The organism is Aminobacter sp. Piv2-1 (genome assembly GCF_037625995.1).
GTDB lineage: Bacteria > Pseudomonadota > Alphaproteobacteria > Rhizobiales > Rhizobiaceae > Aminobacter.
On record NZ_JARKMU010000001.1, the window covers coordinates 554,880 to 573,866 of the forward strand.

The 18,987-nt window shown below is 67.6% G+C and carries 18 protein-coding genes; 14 read left to right on the top strand and 4 right to left on the bottom strand.

The features are described from left to right. Positions 1 to 52: 52 nt before the first annotated feature. Entirely contained in the window at positions 53 to 2,230 is a 2,178-nt protein-coding gene (locus AmiPiv_RS02645; protein ID WP_340035687.1) for a TonB-dependent siderophore receptor, read from the bottom strand. Between the two features lie 206 nt (positions 2,231 to 2,436). Between AmiPiv_RS02645 and pepT the strand changes: the two genes are divergently transcribed. Both pepT and AmiPiv_RS02655 read left to right on the top strand, forming a co-directional pair. Continuing rightward, a complete protein-coding gene (gene pepT, locus AmiPiv_RS02650; protein WP_340035688.1) occupies positions 2,437 to 3,669 on the top strand; it encodes a peptidase T in 1,233 nt (410 codons plus the stop codon). Between the two features lie 94 nt (positions 3,670 to 3,763). Beyond that, positions 3,764 to 4,237 carry a cupin domain-containing protein gene (locus AmiPiv_RS02655; RefSeq protein ID WP_340035689.1) on the top strand — a complete coding sequence of 158 codons (474 nt, stop codon included), beginning with the start codon at positions 3,764 to 3,766 and terminating at the stop codon, positions 4,235 to 4,237. On the opposite strand, the gene AmiPiv_RS02660 is transcribed toward AmiPiv_RS02655, so the two are convergent. After that, positions 4,188 to 4,763, bottom strand: coding sequence for a TetR/AcrR family transcriptional regulator (locus tag AmiPiv_RS02660; RefSeq protein ID WP_340035690.1), 576 nt, complete (start codon positions 4,761 to 4,763; stop codon positions 4,188 to 4,190). The genes AmiPiv_RS02655 and AmiPiv_RS02660 overlap by 50 nt on opposite strands. Before the next feature lie 159 nt (positions 4,764 to 4,922). Here AmiPiv_RS02660 and AmiPiv_RS02665 point away from each other — a divergent pair, with 159 nt between their 5' ends. Continuing rightward, positions 4,923 to 5,831 carry an SDR family oxidoreductase gene (locus tag AmiPiv_RS02665; RefSeq protein WP_340035691.1) on the top strand — a complete coding sequence of 303 codons (909 nt, stop codon included), beginning with the start codon at positions 4,923 to 4,925 and terminating at the stop codon, positions 5,829 to 5,831. A gap of 47 nt (positions 5,832 to 5,878) precedes the next feature. On the opposite strand, the gene AmiPiv_RS02670 is transcribed toward AmiPiv_RS02665, so the two are convergent. Beyond that, positions 5,879 to 7,054, bottom strand: coding sequence for a DUF2235 domain-containing protein (locus AmiPiv_RS02670; RefSeq protein WP_340035692.1), 1,176 nt, complete (start codon positions 7,052 to 7,054; stop codon positions 5,879 to 5,881). Positions 7,055 to 7,257: 203 nt separating this feature from the next. Between AmiPiv_RS02670 and AmiPiv_RS02675 the strand changes: the two genes are divergently transcribed. The 9 genes from AmiPiv_RS02675 to AmiPiv_RS02715 all read left to right on the top strand — a co-directional run bounded on the left by AmiPiv_RS02675 (position 7,258) and on the right by AmiPiv_RS02715 (position 16,144). After that, positions 7,258 to 7,533, top strand: a complete 276-nt coding sequence (locus AmiPiv_RS02675) for a metal-sensing transcriptional repressor (RefSeq protein WP_340035693.1) — start codon at positions 7,258 to 7,260, stop codon at positions 7,531 to 7,533. A gap of 91 nt (positions 7,534 to 7,624) precedes the next feature. After that, positions 7,625 to 8,944: an MFS transporter gene (locus tag AmiPiv_RS02680; protein ID WP_340035694.1), complete on the top strand. Its 1,320-nt coding sequence runs from the start codon at positions 7,625 to 7,627 to the stop codon at positions 8,942 to 8,944. A 160-nt stretch (positions 8,945 to 9,104) separates the two neighbouring features. Continuing rightward, positions 9,105 to 10,286, top strand: a complete 1,182-nt coding sequence (locus tag AmiPiv_RS02685) for an MFS transporter (protein ID WP_340035695.1) — start codon at positions 9,105 to 9,107, stop codon at positions 10,284 to 10,286. Between the two features lie 126 nt (positions 10,287 to 10,412). Further along, complete coding sequence (recO, locus tag AmiPiv_RS02690; RefSeq protein WP_340035696.1) at positions 10,413 to 11,174, top strand: DNA repair protein RecO; 762 nt, start codon at positions 10,413 to 10,415, stop codon at positions 11,172 to 11,174. Continuing rightward, on the top strand, positions 11,171 to 11,689 hold the full coding sequence (locus AmiPiv_RS02695; RefSeq protein ID WP_340035697.1) for a PaaI family thioesterase: 519 nt from the start codon (positions 11,171 to 11,173) through the stop codon (positions 11,687 to 11,689). Before recO ends, AmiPiv_RS02695 begins: the two co-directional genes overlap by 4 nt. A gap of 34 nt (positions 11,690 to 11,723) precedes the next feature. Next, positions 11,724 to 14,447 carry a DUF2339 domain-containing protein gene (locus AmiPiv_RS02700; RefSeq protein ID WP_340035698.1) on the top strand — a complete coding sequence of 908 codons (2,724 nt, stop codon included), beginning with the start codon at positions 11,724 to 11,726 and terminating at the stop codon, positions 14,445 to 14,447. A gap of 326 nt (positions 14,448 to 14,773) precedes the next feature. Then, positions 14,774 to 15,331 carry an outer membrane protein gene (locus AmiPiv_RS02705; RefSeq protein ID WP_340035699.1) on the top strand — a complete coding sequence of 186 codons (558 nt, stop codon included), beginning with the start codon at positions 14,774 to 14,776 and terminating at the stop codon, positions 15,329 to 15,331. Positions 15,332 to 15,476: 145 nt separating this feature from the next. Next, the gene (locus AmiPiv_RS02710; protein ID WP_340035700.1) at positions 15,477 to 15,722 is read left to right on the top strand and encodes a type II toxin-antitoxin system VapB family antitoxin; all 246 of its coding nucleotides are present in this window, start codon (positions 15,477 to 15,479) and stop codon (positions 15,720 to 15,722) included. Then, a complete protein-coding gene (locus AmiPiv_RS02715; protein WP_340035701.1) occupies positions 15,722 to 16,144 on the top strand; it encodes a type II toxin-antitoxin system VapC family toxin in 423 nt (140 codons plus the stop codon). Before AmiPiv_RS02710 ends, AmiPiv_RS02715 begins: the two co-directional genes overlap by 1 nt. A gap of 21 nt (positions 16,145 to 16,165) precedes the next feature. On the opposite strand, the gene AmiPiv_RS02720 is transcribed toward AmiPiv_RS02715, so the two are convergent. Next, positions 16,166 to 17,407, bottom strand: coding sequence for an MFS transporter (locus AmiPiv_RS02720; RefSeq protein ID WP_445206883.1), 1,242 nt, complete (start codon positions 17,405 to 17,407; stop codon positions 16,166 to 16,168). A gap of 234 nt (positions 17,408 to 17,641) precedes the next feature. On the opposite strand from AmiPiv_RS02720, the gene AmiPiv_RS02725 reads away from it, so the two are divergent. Together AmiPiv_RS02725 and AmiPiv_RS02730 are read left to right on the top strand one after the other, a co-directional pair. Continuing rightward, positions 17,642 to 18,160 carry a sigma-70 family RNA polymerase sigma factor gene (locus tag AmiPiv_RS02725; RefSeq protein WP_340035703.1) on the top strand — a complete coding sequence of 173 codons (519 nt, stop codon included), beginning with the start codon at positions 17,642 to 17,644 and terminating at the stop codon, positions 18,158 to 18,160. After that, entirely contained in the window at positions 18,157 to 18,951 is a 795-nt protein-coding gene (locus AmiPiv_RS02730) for an anti-sigma factor family protein (protein ID WP_340035704.1), read from the top strand. Before AmiPiv_RS02725 ends, AmiPiv_RS02730 begins: the two co-directional genes overlap by 4 nt. Positions 18,952 to 18,987 lie beyond the last annotated feature (36 nt).

Consider the following 18,987-nt stretch of genomic DNA (forward strand, 5'->3'; position numbering starts at 1 on the left):
AAAGATCGCCTTCAGGCCCGGGGGCGCCAATGGGGAGGACGGCGTCAAGCGGTCACCAGCTGTGCTTCAGGCTGCCGATGATCGTGCGACCCTGATCGCGGTAGCAGAAGCCCGCCGAACAGACGGCCTCGCGCCGGTCGAAGAGGTTCGTCGCGTTGATCTGGAGCTTCAGCCCCTTCAGTTCCTTGTCGATCGCGGCAAAGTCGAAATCGATGGCCGCATCGACGAGGGCACGCGCGCTGTTCTTGGTCGTGTTGAGGTCGCTGCCGAAGCTCGATCCGACGAAGCGAACGCCCGCGCCGACGCCGAGACCATCGAATGTGCTGTCTTCCGGCATGTCGTAGTGCGCCCAGAGCGAAGCCATGTGACGCGGGACGGAGGACACATAGTTGCCGATCGTTTCTTCCGGTCCCTCGACGATCTTTGCTTCGGTGTAGGTGTAGGAGGCAAGGAGCGACAGGCCGTTGTCCAGGCTCGCGGTCGCTTCCAGCTCCATGCCGCGCGAGCGCAGCTTGCCGCGCTGGACCTGGATGTTGGTCGGCCCGCTCGGAAGGTCGAACACCTCGTAGTAAAGGCCGTTTTCCTGATCGATGTTGAACAGGGCGGCCGTCAGCAAAAGGTTGGTGTCGGGCAGGAGATACTTGACGCCGACCTCCTGCTGGACGCTCTCGGTGGGCTTGAACGGGTCGCCCGTTTCCTGGTTGACGCCGGCATTCGGCGAGAAGGCGGTCGAGTAGCTGGCGTAGGGCGTCATGCCCCAGGCGGTCTCGTAGGCCACGCCGGTGCGCCAGGAAAAGGCTTTGTCCTGCTGGTCGATATTGGTCACCGAGCCGGTCGCGAGGTCGGTGTTGTCGGTACCCGTCGAGACCCAGTCTTGGCGCCCTCCCAGCGTGAGGGTCCAGGCGCCGTAGCGTATCTGGTCCTGCATGTAGAGACCGGTAAGGAACTGGTCCTGAACGGTTTCGGTCTGGAACGGGATCGGCGCCGTCGGGCGTCCCGCCGTCGGATTTCGCGTGTCGAGCGGCGGCGTGGTGCCATAGCCGTTGAGCGAGCGCCAGTCGACCTTGGTGAAATCGACACCGGCGAGCAGCGTGTGCTGCAGGGCCGCGGTGTCGAACTTCGCCTCCAGCTGGTTGTCGATCGTGTAGGCCGTCAGGCGTTCGTCGAACGTACCGGCGCTGCTGTCGAGGAGCAGCGGGTCGTCTTCGTTCGCCTGGTAGGCGAAGGCCCAGTCGGCATCGATGTTGAGCGTCGACGCACGGGCATTCTGCCGAAACACGAAGGTGTCGTTGAGCCTGTGCTCGAATTCGTAGCCGATGCGGGCCTGGTTCTGGACGGATTCGTTGAATGCCGGATTGCCAGCGAAAATGTCGGTCACCTCGCCAGTGGCCTGATCGTAGTAATAGGCGGCGGTGCCTCCTGTTTCCGTGCGTGAATACTCGCCCAGGATGGTGAGGCGGGTGTCCTCGTCCGGCTTCCAGGTCAGCGCCGGTGCGATGTAGGCACGATCATCCGGAACGGCGACCTGTTCGGTGTCGGAATCCCTGAACAGGCCGGTGAGGCGATAGTAGAACGGGCCATCGTCCATGACCGGCCCGGAGAGATCGAACTGTCCCTGGTACCGGTTGTGGCTGCCGTATTGGAGCTGCACCTCCCGCAGCGTCTCCTCCGTCGGACGCTTGCTGATCAGATTGTACAGGCCGCCCGCACCGGAAGCGCCGTAGAGCGCGGATGACGGGCCGCGCAGGATGGAGACGCCCTCGAGCCCATAGGGTTCGGTCTTGAACAGCGAGGACCCGGCGCCCGGCTGGAGCAGGTTGTCGCGGAAGACGCCGGTATAACTTACGTCGAAGCCGCGCACGGTGAACGAATCGAAACGCGGATCGAAGCCGAAGGCGCCGACCCGCGTGCCGGGCGTATAGGCGAGCGTGTCGAGCAGGCTCTGCGGATTGCGATCTTCCAATTGCTGCTGCGTCACCGACGAGATCGACTGCGGCGTCTCGATAAAGGGCGTGTCGATCTTTGCACCCGTGGCGCTGCCCTTGCCGACATATCCCTCGGCGTCGATCACGCCACCGCTGCCGCCGGAGAAGAAGAGCTTTTCGAGCACGAACGCGTCGTCGACCCCGGCCGGACGCTGCTGTTCCTGGGAGTGGGCAGCGGTGGCGAGCGTAAGAGCGGTGGTGCCTGCAAGTGCGAGGCGGAAGGCGGTTCGGCGAGAATGATGCATAGGCGTGGCTTTCGGGGTGGGGGCGAAGAAAGATGAGCGTCGTTATCAGGATTCTTTCGGCTTGCATATTAATATGACAATAAAACTCATGTTTTAATCCGGCGCTCGCTAGCCGCTGGCCCAACGGGCGACGACGGCGAAAGGCATTCACGGCGGCGGGCGGGGCGGCTATAGCAGGCGGACCGACAGACGCATTGGACCTTGCCATGACCGACACCGTGCTCGACCGTTTCCTCCGCTACGTCGTCATCGACACCCAGTCGGACCCGAAGTCCTCGGCGCTGCCCTCGACGGAGAAGCAGAAGAACCTCGGCCGCCTGCTGGTCGAGGAGCTTTTGGCGATGGGCCTGTCCGACGCGCATCTCGACGCGCACGGCTACGTCTATGCGACGGTCCCCTCCAACAGCGACAAGCAAGTGCCGGTCATCTGCTTCTGTTCGCACATGGACACCGCGCCCGATTTCACCGGCACCGGCGTGAGGCCGCAGATGATCCGGAAATATGAGGGCGGCGATATCGTGCTGGCGGGCGATCCGTCGCGCGTCATCAAGGTCAGCGAGCATCTGGAGCTCAAGAACCAGATCGGCAACGACATCGTCACCACCGACGGCACGACGCTGCTCGGCGCCGACGACAAGGCGGGCGTGGCCGAGATCATGGCGGCGGCGCAGGTGCTGGTCGCCAATCCCGACATCCGGCACGGCACGATCAAGATCCTGTTCACGCCGGACGAGGAGATCGGCCGCGGCGTCGACAAGGTCGACTTCGCCAAGCTCGGCGCGAAATTCGCCTACACCATGGACGGCGAGACCGCCGGCACCATCGAGGACGAGACGTTTTCGGCCGACGGCGTCGAGATCACCATCCAGGGCGTGGCCATGCATCCGGGCTTCGCCAAGGACCGGATGGAGAACGCCATCAAGATCGCCGGCGCGATCATCGACCGCCTGCCGAAGGACCAGGCGCCCGAGACGACCGACGGGCGGCAGGGCTTCGTGCACCCCACCGGTGTGACCGGCTCGATGGAGAAGGCGACGATCAGCCTGATCGTGCGCGACTTCCGCGACGAGGGCCTGGCCGAGAAGGAGGCGATGCTGGAGGCGATCGTCAGGGACGTGCTCAAGGGTTTCCCCGACTCGAGCTACGGCTTTGTGGTCAAGGAGCAGTACCGCAACATGAAGGTGGTGCTCGACCGCCACCCCGAGATCGTCGAACACGCGGTCGAGGCGATCCGCCGCGCCGGCATGGAGCCGGTGCGCGGCAGCATCCGCGGCGGCACCGACGGCTCCAGGCTGTCGTTCATGGGCCTGCCTTGCCCCAACATCTTCGCCGGCGGCCACGCCTTCCACTCGCCGCTCGAATGGGTGAGCCGGCAGGACATGGAAAAGGCGGTCCGGACCATCGTCGAGCTCGCCAGGGTGTGGGAAGAGCGGGCGTAGTCCCGGCGACCGGCGGATGGCTGTTTGCCAACCGTGAGTTGACGGCCTACCCTCGAGATGGCGGCCTTCGCTGCCGGCTCGGGGGACCAGCGCGATGCAGCCTGTCGTCCACACGGATCATGCGCGCGAACAGTGGCGCGCGGGCGTCGAGAGCCGCATGCTGGTTTCAGCCGGCTCCGGAGCACGGCAGCTCTGCATCTTCGAGCAATGGGTAGCGCCGGGCGCCGGCGCGCCGACTCATTTTCACCCGGTCGAGGAAGTGCTGACGGTCCTGGCCGGCGAGGCCGAGGTCTGGTTCGGCGATGAACATGCGAAACTGGTCGCTGGCCAGTCAATGATCGTGCCTGCCGGGCAGAGCCACGGCTTCCGCAACCCGGGCGAGGCGACCTTGCACATGCATGCGGTGCTGGCGTCGTCCGAATTCGTGGCGATCCGCGAGGACACCGGCGAAACGATCCGGCGATGGGGAGCGGCGGGCCCTGAAGCCGAAAGCCCTGGACGTCCGGGCGAGCGGCGGCTCAATCCTCTCCGGCGGGTACCGCGAGGACCGCGGCCACGAAACGCCTGAGGCCGGCCTCGACGAAATCCTCGACCTTGCCCTCGGGCTCGAACGCCCACCACAGCAGCGATCCCTGCCATTGGGAGGCCATCAGCAGGCCCAGGCCCTGCGGCGCGCCGGCGATGCCCGACAGGCGTTCGTCGAGCGCCGAACACAGCGCTGCCTTCCAGGCTGTGCCGCGCGCCCGTAGCACCGGATCGCGCAGGTCCTCGCGCAGCAGCAGCAGCCCCTCGGCATAGGTCTCGATGCCGCCATAGTGCGACAGGCCGACAAGCAGGCTGACGGCGCCGTCGGGCGTCTTCGGCGCTGAGGCGGCAAGCGCCGCGGTCATCTCGTCGAGGCCGTCCCAGGCGCGGAGCAGGGCCGCCTGCTTGAGGCCGGCCTTCGACTTGAAGCGCTGCACGAGCGTCGCGGGCGACAGGCCACAGGCGCGGCCGAGGCTTTCGAAGGTGAGGGCCTCGGGGCCATACTGGTGGAGTAGCCGGTTGGCGGCATCGAGGATGTCGAGGTTGGAGAGGGTTCTGGGGCGGGCCATGTTGACCTTTTGTTTATAAACGAATATTCATTTATAAATCGTATCGAGGTGAAATGCTAGTCCGCGTGCGCGAGGTGTGCATCGGGCGCGACGAATGCCCGCGGTGGCGCAGCGCCGCCGCGAGGGCCATGCGACAACAATGTTGCAAGGGAGAGTTCGATGACGCTTCAGGGAAAGGTGGCGCTGGTTGCCGGCGCGACACGCGGCGCAGGCCGCGGCATCGCCGTCGAACTGGGCGCGGCCGGGGCGACGGTCTATGTCAGTGGCCGCACCACGCGCGACCGCCGCTCCGAATACGACCGGCCGGAAACCATCGAGGAGACGGCCGAGCTCGTCACCGCCGCCGGCGGCAAGGGCATCGCCGTGCCCACCGACCATCTGGTGGCCGAGGAGGTGCGCGCACTCGTCGAGCGCCTGCGCAGGGACGAGGGCAGGCTCGACGTGCTGGTCAACGACATCTGGGGTGGCGAAAAGCTGTTCGAGTGGAACAAGCCGGTATGGGACCACAACCTCGACAACGGCCTGCGCCTGCTGCGGCTTGGCGTTGACACGCATCTGATCACCGCGCATTTCGCCCTGCCGCTAATGATCGAGCGGCCCGGCGGCCTGCTGGTCGAGGTGACCGACGGCACCGCCGACTACAATGCCAGGAACTACAGGCTGTCGCCCTTCTACGATCTCGCCAAGACCTCGGTGCTGCGCATGGCCTGGGCGCACGCCAAGGACCTTGCTACGCACGGCGCGACCGCGGTGGCGATCACCCCCGGCTGGCTGCGCTCGGAGATGATGCTGGAGCACTTTGGCGTCAGCGAGGACAACTGGCGCGATGCGACAACAAAGGTGCCGCATTTCGTCATCTCAGAGACGCCGCGCTTCGTCGGCCGCGCCGTGGCCGCACTGGCCGCCGATCCGGACGTGGCGCGCTGGAACGGCCAGTCGCTGTCGAGCGGCGGGCTCGCTCAGGTCTACGGCTTCACCGACCTCGACGGCTCGCGGCCCGACGCCTGGCGCTATCTCGACGAGGTGGAGGCGGCAGGCAAGCCGGCCGACGCGACCGGGTACAGGTAGGAGGGGAACACTGGGTGCCCGATCACGCTGGTCTGAATGACGGGTGTCTACTCAACCAGCTTGACGTCAGGCTTGTCCGCATGGACGGAGCCATTCAGCTGCTCGATCGACAACTCGAAGCGCTTTGCCCAGTTTGAAAGGCTCTCGGGGCGATAGTGCGGATCGGTGCGCCACCGATCGAACACCGACTTGTCGATCGTTTCGTTGACGGTGCTGTGGATGCCGTCGGATCGCTTATCGGGCGGCGCGGCAATGATGCGGTGGTATCGACTTTTGAGCAGAGCGTAGCCACCCCCGAGGAATGCACGATAGGAATCGGCAATCGGCGCGGTGGTTGCATCGCCGTCGAGTTCGACGTCGTTGCGGAAGGTCAGCCCATGCGCGGACGCCTTCTGCATGATCCAGCGAAGCGGAATCTGTGCAAGCAGGTCGCTGCGGTAACCTCCGCCGACATTGGCATGCGCGCCGCAGAACCAACGCTGCTCCACGCTCGACAGCGACCGTGGTGTTGCGACCTTCGCCTTGGGGTCGTGCGGCTTTCGGGTCGTCCACAACGTTGGCGAAAAGGTTCCACGATGTTCGTCGATGGCCAGTGCGTGGAAGCCGTGCTCGATTGGCAGCCGAAGGCCGGTATGCAGCCAGCCAAGCGTCGAGCGGCTGATGCCCGGAATGTTGAATGCTGGCACCCCGAGTGCGCCGACCGTATCCCAGACCCCCAACAACTTGATGTTGATGGCCTGTGCGTATTTGAGGATCCATTGTTCTTCGAGAGGGCGGTCGGCACTGTCGCGCGCCTCCCGCAGTTGCCACACCGTAGTGTCGTCCGGGCGTTGGTAGCGTTCGAATATCTGGTCGACGCCAAGCGGCGCGCCGCTCTTGATCAAGCCGCATTTGGCGATGAAGCCGGCGAGGCTTCGCGCCGTGTATGCGCCGCGGCTGAACCCGAAGATGAAGATCTCGTCGCCGTCTTCATATTCGTCGATGAGCCATTTGTAGGCTTCGACGACGTTCTGCCCGACGCCCTTGCCGAACGTGCCTCCCCGAAAGCCGTTTACTCCGACGTCATAGTAGACACATTGCTTGGCTCCGTCGGCGGATTGGTCCGCACACAACGACTTCAGTCGCCAGACGTTGGTGTTGTCACCAGTGGAATTCCACGTGCCGTCAAGAAAGATCGCAAGGCGCTTCTTAATTGCCTTCGTTGAAATAAGGGGCGATTCCATAGTAAAATCTCAAAAAAATACATTGTATACTTGCACATGACCCATGAAAGGTCAACGAAAGAGCAGATTGCAGAGGGCGGCCGGCCCGTCCGCTTGGCCCGGCCGGCTGTTCTTGACTCATGACCGGCTAAGCGGCGCCTGCCGATGCGCTCAAGGCGCAATCGCTCTTGACTATATGCCCTCCGGGGGGATAGCAGGTTTGCATGACGGAACATGTACACACCTCCCATCCCGAAACGCTCAAGCGGCTGAAGCGGGCCGAGGGCCATCTTCGCGGCATCATCGCCATGATCGAGGCGGGCCGGCCCTGCCTTGATGTCGCGCAGCAACTGCACGCGGTCGAGAAGGCCGTCGGCCAGGCCAAGCGCACGCTGATCCAGGACCACCTCGACCATTGCCTCGAGGAGGCCGTGGGGCCGCTGCCGCGCGAGCAGCGCCAGTCGATCGACGAGTTCAAGGAAATCACCAAATACCTTTAGGACGGCGCCGTTGCCGGCCCTGAGGGGCGCGCGCCTGTGCCTACCTACGTCCTGGCCCCCGTGGCCGCCGAACACTGCCGGAGCCGGCCCGATGCTTCAGATACTGTCCAACCGAACCTATCGCCATCTGTTCGCGGCCCAGGTGATCGCCCTGATCGGCACCGGCCTTGCCACCGTCGCGCTCGGGCTCCTGGCCTATGAATTGGCGGGACCGGACGCGGGCGTGGTGCTCGGCACTGCGCTGGCGATCAAGATGATCGCCTTCGTCGGCGTGGCACCGGTGGCCGCCGCCTTCGCCGAGCGGCTGCCCAGGCGCTCGATGCTCGTCTGCCTCGACCTGGTGCGTGCGGCGGTGGTGCTGCTTCTGCCCTTCGTCACCGAGGTATGGCAGGTCTATGTGCTGATCTTCGTGCTGCAGTCGGCGTCGGCCGGCTTCACGCCGGCCTTCCAAGCGACCATTCCCGACGTGCTGCCCGACGAGCGGGACTATACGCGTGCGCTGTCGCTCAGCCGGCTGGCCTACGACCTCGAAAGCCTGGTCAGCCCCATCCTGGCGGCGGCGCTGCTGACGGTGGTCGGCTTCCAGGACCTGTTCGCCGGGACCGTCGTCGGCTTCCTGGCCTCCGCCGCATTGGTCGTCTCGGTGACGCTGCCGAGCCCGCAGCCTTCAGCCCCGCGCGGCATCTACGAGCGGACCACGCGCGGCTTGCGCATCTATCTCGCCACCCCCCGGCTGCGCGGCCTGCTGGCGGTCAGCATGGCGGTCGCCGCCGCCGGCGCGATGGTCATCGTCAACACCGTCGTCATCGTCCAGGGCCAATACGGCCTGACGCAGCGGTCGACGGCGATCGCGCTCGCTGCCTATGGCGGCGGGTCGATGCTGGCGGCGCTGATGCTGCCGAGGGTCCTCGACCGGATCAACGATCGCTCGATCATGCTGGCGGGCATAGCCCTGCTGGCGCTCGGCCTTGTTGCCGGAACCCAGGTGCAGGGCTTCGCGTCGCTCATGCCGCTGTGGTTCGTCCTCGGCCTCGGCTATTCGATCGCACAGACGCCGGCGGGCAGGCTGCTCAGGCGCTCGTCGCGTCCCGAGGACAGGCCGGCGCTGTTTGCCGCGCAGTTCGCGCTGTCGCACGCCTGCTGGCTGATCACCTACCCGCTGGCGGGCTGGCTCGGCGTAACCGTCGGCCTGTCGGCCACCTTCGTCGCCATGGCGGCGATCGCAGCCGTGGCCACGGCCGCCGCGTTGCTCCTGTGGCCGTCGTCCGATCCGGACGTCGTCGAACACCACCACCACGATCTCGCCGACGACGATCCGCATTGGGCTGAAGGCGGCCACCGCCTCGGGCGCCGCCACGCCCACGGCTTCGTCATCGATGCGCTCCACTCGCAATGGCCGCGCCACGGCTGAGGAGTAACTGGCGCCCGTGCCGCTGCGGCATCGTCGGGCGGCCAAGGGCGTAGGGGGTGAGCGAGGATGTTGGCCCAACCGGCCGTTCTTGACCCATGGACGGCGATGGGGCACTGACGCCGTCCCGAAAAAGGCCTCCGATCGACGGACTGGCAGGACAATGACCACCGGCAAGCATGGCGGCCATGGCGGCATCGCCTTCGCCCTCATCGTGACCAGCACCGTGCTCGGCATCGCCGGCACCGACCTCGTGCTGCCGGCGGTGCCGAGCCTGCCGGAGGTGCTGGGCGGCAGCCATGCCGAGGCGCAGTTCGTGCTGGCGGCCTTCGTCACCGGTTCGGCGGCGGGCCTGCTCGCCTTCGGCACGCTGGGCGCGCATTTCGACCAGCGGCGCCTGCTGGTGGCATCGCTCACAGCCTACGGCCTGATTTCGGCGCTGGCCGGCATGAGCGGGTCGCTGGACATGCTGATCGGCCTGCGCTTCCTGCAAGGCGCCGCGGGCTCGGCGGCGGCGGTCTTCGCGCCCGGCATGATCCGGGCGCTGTTTGGCGACGAGCGTGCCGTGGCCAGGCTCGGTCTGCTCGGCAGCATCGAATCGCTGACGCCGGCGCTGGCGCCGGTGGCCGGCGTGTGGCTGCTGTCGATCGCCGGCTGGAACGCTTCCTTCAAGGTGATCGCGGTGCTGGCGCTGCTGCTCGCGGCGGCGGTCGCCGGACTTAGCCGTCACCTGCCGCCGCTGACCACCGGCCGCGGCGCCGGCGGCTACGCCCACCTGCTGCGCGACGCGGTGTTCCTGCGCTATGCGCTGAGCCACGCCTTCACGCTGGGCGCGCTGCTGGTGATCGTCTTTGCGGCGCCGACGGTGTTCGTCATGGCCCTGGGCGCCGGCCTCAAGGACTTCATCGTCATGCAGATGACCGGCATCGCCACCTTTATCGTCGCCGCCAACTGGACGGGGCGCCTGACCGGGCGCTTCGGCGCCGAGCGGATGATCTGGGCCGGCACGGCACTTTCCGCGCTCGGCGGCGTGGCGATGCTGGCCTATGCGCTGGCGGGCGGAACGGACACGCTGGTGGTGACGGCGCTGTTCGTGCCCTTCAACATGGGGCTCGGCTTCCGCGGCCCGCCCGGCTTCCACCGCGCCGTGGTGGCGTCGCAGGGCGACGACGCGCGGGGCGCGGCGCTCGTCGTGGTGGCCATTCTCGGCACGACGGCGGCCGGTACCGCGGCGGTCGCGCCGTTCATCACGCTCGGGCTCTTGCCGCTCGCCATCGCGGCGGCTGCGCTGGTGCTTGCGGCCTTGCTGCTCATCGCCTTCATTCCGCCGCTGCGGGAGGCGTGAGCGGGCGGGGGCCACGGCCCCGCCTTGGGGAACCGGCCGACCTGCTCGGCGGGGCCCGGATTCGGCTCGGCCGGAGCCCTCGCCATTGTCCTTGATTTCGCGGCCCAACCGGCTGATGGTCCGGCCATGGAGTGGCGCGACGAAGGAATCATCCTCGGCACGAGACGGCACGGCGAGACCTCGGCCGTGCTCGAGGTGATGACGCGTGCCCATGGCCGCCATCTCGGCCTGGTCCGCGGCGGCCGCTCGCGCAAGCAGCAGCCGGTGCTGCAGGCCGGCAACCGCGTCGACCTGGTCTGGCGGGCGCGGCTCGACGAGCATCTGGGCACCTTCCAGGCCGAGCCGATCGAGCTCAATGCGGCGCGGCTGATCGACAGCGCCGTCGCCGTCTACGCCTTGCAGACGCTTGCCGCGCATCTCAGGCTCCTGCCGGAGCGCGACCCGCATGTCGGGCTCTACGAGACGCTGGCGATCATGATCGACAATCTCGGCGAGGCCGACGGCGTCGGCGAACTGGTGGTGCGCTTCGAGCTGCTGGTGCTGGAGGAGCTGGGCTTCGGCCTCGATCTCGGCGAATGCGCGGCGACCGGCAGCCGCGAGGAGCTCGACTACGTGTCACCGAAATCCGGCCGCGCCGTATCGCGCGCGGCGGCCGGGCCGTGGCGCGACAAGCTGTTGCCGCTGCCCGCCTTCCTGCGGCGCGGCGCGCGCGAGGGCGCGGACCTTGCCGCGATCGAGGATGCGTTCCGGCTGACGAGCTTCTTCTTTGCCCGCCACGTCTACGAGCCGCGCGGCCTCGATGCGCCCGAGGCGCGGGGCGGCCTACTTGCGGCATTGCGCAAGTTCTACGCCGCCCGGGCGATCTCGCATGGAGGCACTGCCGCATGAGCGAAGTCGAGCTGTTTCCCGGCCATGTCTCGAAGCTGGGCCTGGGCACGATCCCGCACGACGACGTCCATCTCCATTCGGGGCTGGAGCTGCTGCAGCGTGTGGCCGACGGGCACTATCCGGCGCCGCCGATCGCGGGCCTCTTGAACTTCACGCTGACGGGCGTGGAGGAGGGGCGGGCGGTGTTTCGCGGGCTGCCTGGCGCGCATCATCTCAATCCGCTCGGCACGGTGCATGGCGGCTGGGCCGCGACGCTGCTCGATTCGGCGCTCGGCTGCGCCGTGCACAGCACGCTCGCCAAGGGCGAGGCCTATACGACGGCGGAGTTCAAGGTGAACCTGACGCGACCGATCACCCCAAATACGGGCGAGGTGGTCTGCGAGGGCAGGGTGATTCACAAGGGCAGGACGCTCGCCGTCGCCGAAGCCAGCCTGAAGGACGGCAGCGGCAAGCTGCTCGCTTTCGGGACCGAAACATGCTCGATCTTTCCCGTCGCCAATCTCGCGGCGCGGTGATCATCCAAGGGCCAAATCTGAGGGGGAGCTGGCCATGTTCGAAAGCCTTCTGGGCGTCATTGCCATCGTCGCGCTGATCGTCATCGCCTCGAAGCAGCAGTCGCGGCTCAACCTGCTCGAACGCGAGCTGCGCGCGCTGCGCGGTCTCGTGCTTTCGGGCGTGGCGCCGGCGGCGGTCACGAAGCCTGCCGAGGCATCGGCGGAGACCGTCGGCGAACCGCCTGCGCCCGAGGTGCTGGAGAAGGTGCCGGCGGAAGCGACACCCGCGACCCTGCCGGGGGCCGAACAGGCCGCCGCGGAGGCCCAGCCGGCAAAGGCCGAAGAGCTTCCGGTCGCTGCCGCGGCTGCAGCGGAGACCACGCAGGCCGGACCGTGGAGCGGCGCGGAGCCGGCGCCGGCGCGCGAACGGCCCGATATCGAGACCGCGCTCGGCACGCGCTGGGCGGTCTGGGTCGGCGGGCTGGCGCTGGCCTTCGGCGCGGTCTTCCTGATCCGCTACTCGATTGAATCCGGGCTGTTCGGCCCCGGCGCGCGGCTGACGCTCGCGGCACTCCTCGGCCTGGTTCTGGTCGGCGGTGGCGAATTCATCCGCCGCACCGGCTATCGGGTGCCGGTCGAGGGCGGCGGCAGCGCCTACATCCCCGCGATCCTGACGGCGGCGGGGGCGTTCGCGCTGTTCGGTACGGTCTATGCCGCGCATGGGCTCTACGGCTTCATCGGCGCGGGGCCGGCCTTCGTGCTGATGGGCATCATCGGCGTGGCGACGATCGCCGCAGCCCTCGCGCACGGCCAGGCGCTGGCCGGGCTCGGCCTGCTCGGCGCCATGGTGACGCCGGCGCTGATCTCGTCGACGGCGCCCAACATCTGGGCGCTGTTCGGCTATCTCGCCATCGTGCTTGCGGCCACGGCGGCCGTGGCGCGGATCAGGCGCTGGACGCTGCTGATGGGGGCGGCCTTCGTCGGCACCGGGCTGTGGACGCTGCTCTACCTCGCCGACGCGCCGCTGGCCGACTTCACCGTCATCCTGTTCATCAGCGCCGCGACGCTCGCCACGCTCGCCTTCGTCTGGCTGGGACGCGGCGAGGATCCGCAGGAGCTGGACTGGCCGTCGATCGTGCCGGCGTTCTTCCTGGCGATCACCGCGCTGGTGCTGTTCGTCCACCCGACCTATGCCGGGCTCGGCGGGCCGCTCAGGGGAGCTGCCCTTCTGCTCGGCCTGCTGGCGGTGGCGGCCTACCGGCCCGGCGCGCTGGCGCTGCTCTTCGCGGCCGGCGCGGCGACCGTGCTCGTCTATCTGCGCAATGCGTCGGGCGGCACGCTCGAGCTCGACCTGCCGGTGGGCGGGCTGACCTTCGAGGGCCTGCCGATCGAGCTGTCGGGCGCTGAGCTCACCCGCATCGGCTGGGGCCTCGGGCTGGTCTTCGCCGGCCTGGGCCTTTGGAATGCGCGGCGGCTCCTGGTCGCCACGCCGTGGCGGGCGGCCGCGTGGATGGGATGGGGCGTGGCGGTGCCGCTGGTGGTGCTGTTCTCGCTCTGGTTCGCCTATGGCAACCCGGACCGCGACCTGTTGCGCGCCGTGATCGCGGCAGTGCTCGTCGTGGCCTTCGCCGCCGGCGGCGAGTGGCTGGCGCGGGCGGAGGAGCCGCCGCTCGCGGGCGGCCCCGCCGTCTCCTTCGCGCTCGGCGGCGCCGGCGTCGCCCTGGTGCTCGCCCTGCACATGGGCTTCGGCTCCGGGTGGACCACGGTGCTCTCGGGTGCGGCCGCCGCACTGCCGGCGCTGGCGACGCGGCAGCGCAGCTATCCGGTGCTGGGCTGGCTGAGCGTCGGCGCCGCGGCCGTGGTGCTGGCGCGCGTCGCCTTCGACCCCTCCATCGTCGGCGCGGATGTGCTCGGCACCACGCCGGTGTTCAACTGGCTGCTGCCCGGCTACGGCATTCCCGCGATCGGCTTCGGCTTCGCTGCCTGGCAGCTGGCGCGCACCACCGACGGCAGGCCGCGGCTGGTCATGGAGGCGGTGGCCGCACTGTTCTCGCTGCTTACGGTGGCGATGCTGGTGCGCCACGCGATGAATGGCGGCGTCATCTATGCCGGCACGCCGACGCTCGCCGAGCAGGCGATCTACACGCTGATCGCGATCGGCGGCGGCGGCATACTGACGGCGCTCGACATGCGCTCGCCGAGCCCGGTGCTGCGCTACGGCTCGCTGGCGATCGGCGTGCTGTCGGTGCTGTTCGTCGTCGCCCAGCATTTCCTGGTGCTGAACCCGCTGTTCACCGACGAGCGGACGGGAGGCATTCCGTTCTTCAACCTCCTGTTCCTTGCCTATCTGCTGCCGGCGGTGGCGGCGGCGGGGCTCGCCTACTACGCCAGGGGCAAGCGGCCGCAATGGTATTCGGCGATGCTGGCGCTGGTCGCCGCACTTCTCGCCTTCGCCTATGCGACGCTTTCGGTGCGCCGGCTGTTCCAGGGCGAATATATCGGCCTGTGGGCCGGGCTCGGGCAGTGGGAGACCTATTCCTATTCGGCGCTCTGGCTCGCCATGGGCGTCGCCCTGCTGGTCGCCGGCGTGAGGCTGAGCTCGCAGGTGCTGCGCATCGCCTCGGCGGCCCTCATCTCGGTGGCCGTGGCCAAGGTGTTCCTCTTCGACATGTCAGAGCTGGAGGGCGTGCTGCGGGCGCTGTCGTTCATCGGGCTGGGCGCCGTGCTCATCGGCATCGGCCTTTTCTACCAGCGGCTCCTGACCCGGAGCGCGCGGTAAGGCTACTCCAAGAGAGCCCGGTAACCATCTGTTAAGCTTACCGAAACTTTGCCGCAGGATATCGCTTTTTAGCGATCCGGCGCAATGTTTCGGCAATGGATCGGGGCCAAGGTCCGGCCGCGCCAATGAACTGGCGTGCGGGCCCCGGCCGGCGGATCCTCCCCCTTGCCGCCTTGCCGACGTCCCGCCGATGGAGCTGCGAAGCCCGATGCCGCGCAGCCTCGAGCAATGTCGGAGCAATACTCATGTCCACGCGAAATCTGTTTTTCGTTCTCTTCGCTGGCCTAGCGCCCCTAACCGTTCCGGCCGTCGCAACGGCGGCGGACGTGGCCTCGAACTACGACAATCCGCAGGAATCGTCGGCCGGCCACGACTGGTCGGGCACCTATGCCGGCGGCCAGGTCGGCATCACCAGGGACGGCTTCCCCAACCCGTTCTCGGGCAAGACCGGCTGGCAGCTCGGCGCCCAGGGCGGCATCAACTTCCAGTCGGGCATGGTCGTCTATGGCGGTGAGGTCGAAGGCAGCTATTCGACCGGCGCCACCTACAACATCGGCAACGGCGCCCAGCTCGAGCGCAATTGGGATGCCGCGGCGAAGGTCCGGGCCGGCGTCGCCCTCGATCGCACCCTGGTCTATGGCACCGCCGGCTACGGCGTCACCAAGTTCGAGGCCAAGCGCAACGTGACGTCCGGCGACAACTGGGAAGGCGGCTACCTCTTGGGCGGCGGCGTCGAGCAGGCGCTGGGCGACAAGCTGTCGGCCAAGGCCGAATACAACTACGTCGATTATGGCAAGGTCCGCTCGACCATCTCGGGCGTCGGCAACCGGGCCAAGGACCTGGACAGCCACACCCTCAAGCTGGGCGTGAACTACAAGTTCTGACCGGCGCCGCGGCCGATCGGGCATTGACTGGAGCCCCTGGACGCGAAATCGCGCCCGGGGGCTCTTTCGTTTCATGCCGGCCGACCACTCGCGCTTGCATGTATATCCCGAATGGAATATCTGTATATCCAGGAAGGATATGCAGATGCCGCTCTACATTCGGGACAATGAGGTCGATGCCCTGGCGGCCGAATTGCAGGCCGTCTCGGGAGCGCAAAGCAAGACGGAAGCCGTGCGGGCGGCGCTGCAGCACGAACTCCAGCGCCATCGCGCCAGGGTGCCGCTGCGCGAACGCCTCGCCAAGCTGCAGGCGCGAGCCGCGGAACTGGGGCTGCCCAACCGCGACTTCGACATGAAAAAGTTCACGGATTCGATGTGGGGCGACGACTGATGTTCGTCGACGCATCCGTCATCGTCGCCATTCTCAACCAGGAGCCCGGCTGGGAGGAACTGGTCAAGCAGCTGAACGGGCGGCGCAGCGAGTGCCATGTTTCGCCGCTGGTCCGCTTCGAAGCCGTGATGTCGGTTGCCCGTGCCGCGACCGGCGGCAGCGGCAGGAAGCCGACGCCGGACCTGGTGGCGGATGCTGCCGCAGTCGTCGGCGACTTCGTGGCGGAGATCGGCGCCCGGGAAATGCCGATCTCGAGCGAGATCGGTGCGATCGCGATCGAGGCCGGCATGCGCTACGGCAAGGCGGTTGGGCATCCCGCCGACCTCAATTTCGGCGATTGCTTCGCCTACGCCTGCGCCAAGGCGCTTGGCGCGCCGCTCCTCTACAAGGGCGACGACTTCGCGCGGACCGATCTGGCCTGACGGCGTCAGGCCAGCGTCCTGCTACTCCGCCGCGGCAAGCGCCGCAGGCCGGTGGACCGGGCGCTCCTTGATCGGCCAGTGGACGACCGCGGCGAACAGGCCGAGCGCCACGCCCAGCCACCACACCGGATCGTAGGTGCCGAAGCGGTCGTAGAGGTAGCCGCCGAGCCAGACGCCGAGGAACGAGCCGATCTGGTGGGAGAAGAAGACGATGCCGGCGAGCATGCCGAGGTGGCGGGTGCCGAACATGATGGCGACCAGCCCGTTGGTCGGCGGCACGGTGGACAGCCACAACAGGCCCATGAGGGTGGCGAAGACGATGACGCTCGTCGGCGTCTGCGGCAGGAGCAGGAAGGCCGTCACCAGCGCCGAGCGGGCGAGATAGATCCAGGCGAGGAAGATCGGCTTCGAATAGCGCTGGCCGATGATGCCCGAGCCGAGCGAGCCGATGATGTTGAAGAAGCCGATCAGCGCGAGCGCGATCACCGCGTAGCGGGCGTCGATGCCGATGTCGCGGATGTAGGCCGGGAAGTGGGCGGTGATGAACGCCACCTGGAAGCCGCAGACGAAGAAGCCGGAGACGAGCAGGAGATAGCTCTTGTGGGCGAACGCCTCCGACAGCGCCTGGGCGAGCGTCTGGTCGATCTCGGCCGCCGAAACCTTTCCGGAGCGCGCATTGCCCACCAGCGGGATCGCCAGCACCGGGATGGCGAGCATGGCGATCGCCATGAAGACCAGCGTGTCCGACCAGCCATAGGCGTCGATCAGGCCCTGGCTGATCGGGGCGAAGATGAACATGCCGGCCGAGCCCGCGGCGGTGCCGATGCCGAAGACCAGGCTGCGGTTCTGCGGCGTGGTGTTGCGGGCGAAGGCCGCGAGCACGATGCTGAACGAGCCGGCGGCGACGCCGAGGCCGACCAGCACGCCGCCGCTGATGTAGAGCATCGAGGCGCTGTCGGCGTTGGCCATGAGATACAGGCCGATCGCGTAGAGCACGGCGCCCAGCGTCAGCACCCGCCAGCTGCCGAAGCGGTCGGCCAGTGCGCCGAAGATCGGCTGGCCGAGGCCCCAGAACAGGTTCTGGATCGCCATGGCGAGGCCGAAGGTGGTGCGGTCCCAGCCCTTTTCGGCAAGCATCGGCAACTGGAAGAAGCCCATGGCCGAGCGCGGGCCGAAGGTGAGGGCGGCGATCAGGCAGCCGCAGATGATGATGAGCCAGGGCACGCTTGACCCCGACCTGGTGTTCACCGCCGCTGCCGTCATCGTCAAATCTCCCGTGAGGGGAACGTTTCTAGCTGATCGCCGCCGATCCGCATAATCAATTGGTTTCGGCCAATGCTTCAAGAAATCTGATGCGTCGGGAATAGCGCGGCCATTGCAGGCGTTAGTTGCATGCTTGGGTGACCGGGGACGCGGGCCACCTCTATCCAGCCGCTTGCGCTGCGCCGGCAAGGCGGGTTCAATCGGTGTGCTGTGAAGGGCTTGCGATCCGCGGTGATGGACGAAAAGAAGGCAGCGATACTTGCGGAAATTCCCCGATTGCGCCGGTATGCGCGCGCGCTTCTGCGCGACCGCGACGCGGCGGACGATCTCGTCCAGGACAGCCTGGAACGCGCGCTCGTCCGCATGGACAACTGGCGTACCGGAGAAAGCCCCAGGAGGTGGCTGTTCACGATCATGCATCATCTGTTCATCGACCAGATGCGCAAGGTGAGCCGGCGCGGCGAGATGGCGATCCTGCCGCTCGACGCCAGCGAAGCCCTGGCTACGCCGGCCATCCAGGCCGAGAGCGTGGCCTCGCGCGAGATCGTCGACGCGCTGCAGGCGATCAGCCCGGACCGGCGCGCGGCACTGGTGCTGGTCGCCATCGAAGGGTTTTCCTATGCCGAGGCCGCGACCATGCTCGGCGTGCCGGCCGGCACGCTGATGTCGCGCATCGCCCGCGGGCGCGAGGAACTGCGCGCGCTGCTGGACGACCAGGCGCGGCGCCGGACGATAAGGATCGTCGACAGATGATCGCGCGACCCTTCACCGAACGCGACATCCACCTGGCGCTCGACGGCGAGCTGCCGGAGGACGAACGCGCCGCCTACCAGGCCTGGCTCGACGCCAACCCGGATATGAAGGCCAGGAGCCAGCGTTATGCCGCCGATCAGGCGGCGCTGCGCGGCGCGTTTGCCAGCGTGCTCGACGAAAAGGTGCCGGCGCGGCTGACGGCTGCCGTCGATGGCGAGGCGCCCATGCGCAGGCCGGCGTCGCAGTGGTGGCGCATGGCGGCCGCGGCCGCGCTGCTCGTGGCCGGCGGTCTGGCCGGATACCTGGTCGGGTCGAACGAGCTGGGCTTCGGCCCCCATGACGACGACCGGGTGGCCGAGGACGCGCTCGCCGCGCATGCCACCTACATCGCCGATGCGGCGCATCCGGTCGAGGTCAGCGGCGAGAACCCCGACTACCTGACGGGCTGGCTGTCCAAGCGAACCGGGCTGAAGCTGATCGCGCCCGACCTCGCCACCAGCGGCTTCAAGCTGGTCGGCGGCCGCGTCCTGCCGGCCAAGCACGGCACTGCGGCGCTGATGATCTACGAGGACGGCCAGGGCGAGCGCATTTCCGTCTACGTCACGGCAGAGGGCGGCGCCAAGGCGAAGGGAACCTACGGACCCGAGGACGGCGGCGCCCGCGCCGTCTACTGGCTCGACCAGGGCTATGCCTGTGCCATCGTCGGCAACCTGCCGCAGGAGCGGCTGAGCGAGGTCGCCCGCGACGCCTACAAGCAGCTTCTGGCGGGTGCCGGAATGAACCGGACCTAGCGCGCCCGCGGCCCATTAACCAGCGTTGGATTCCTA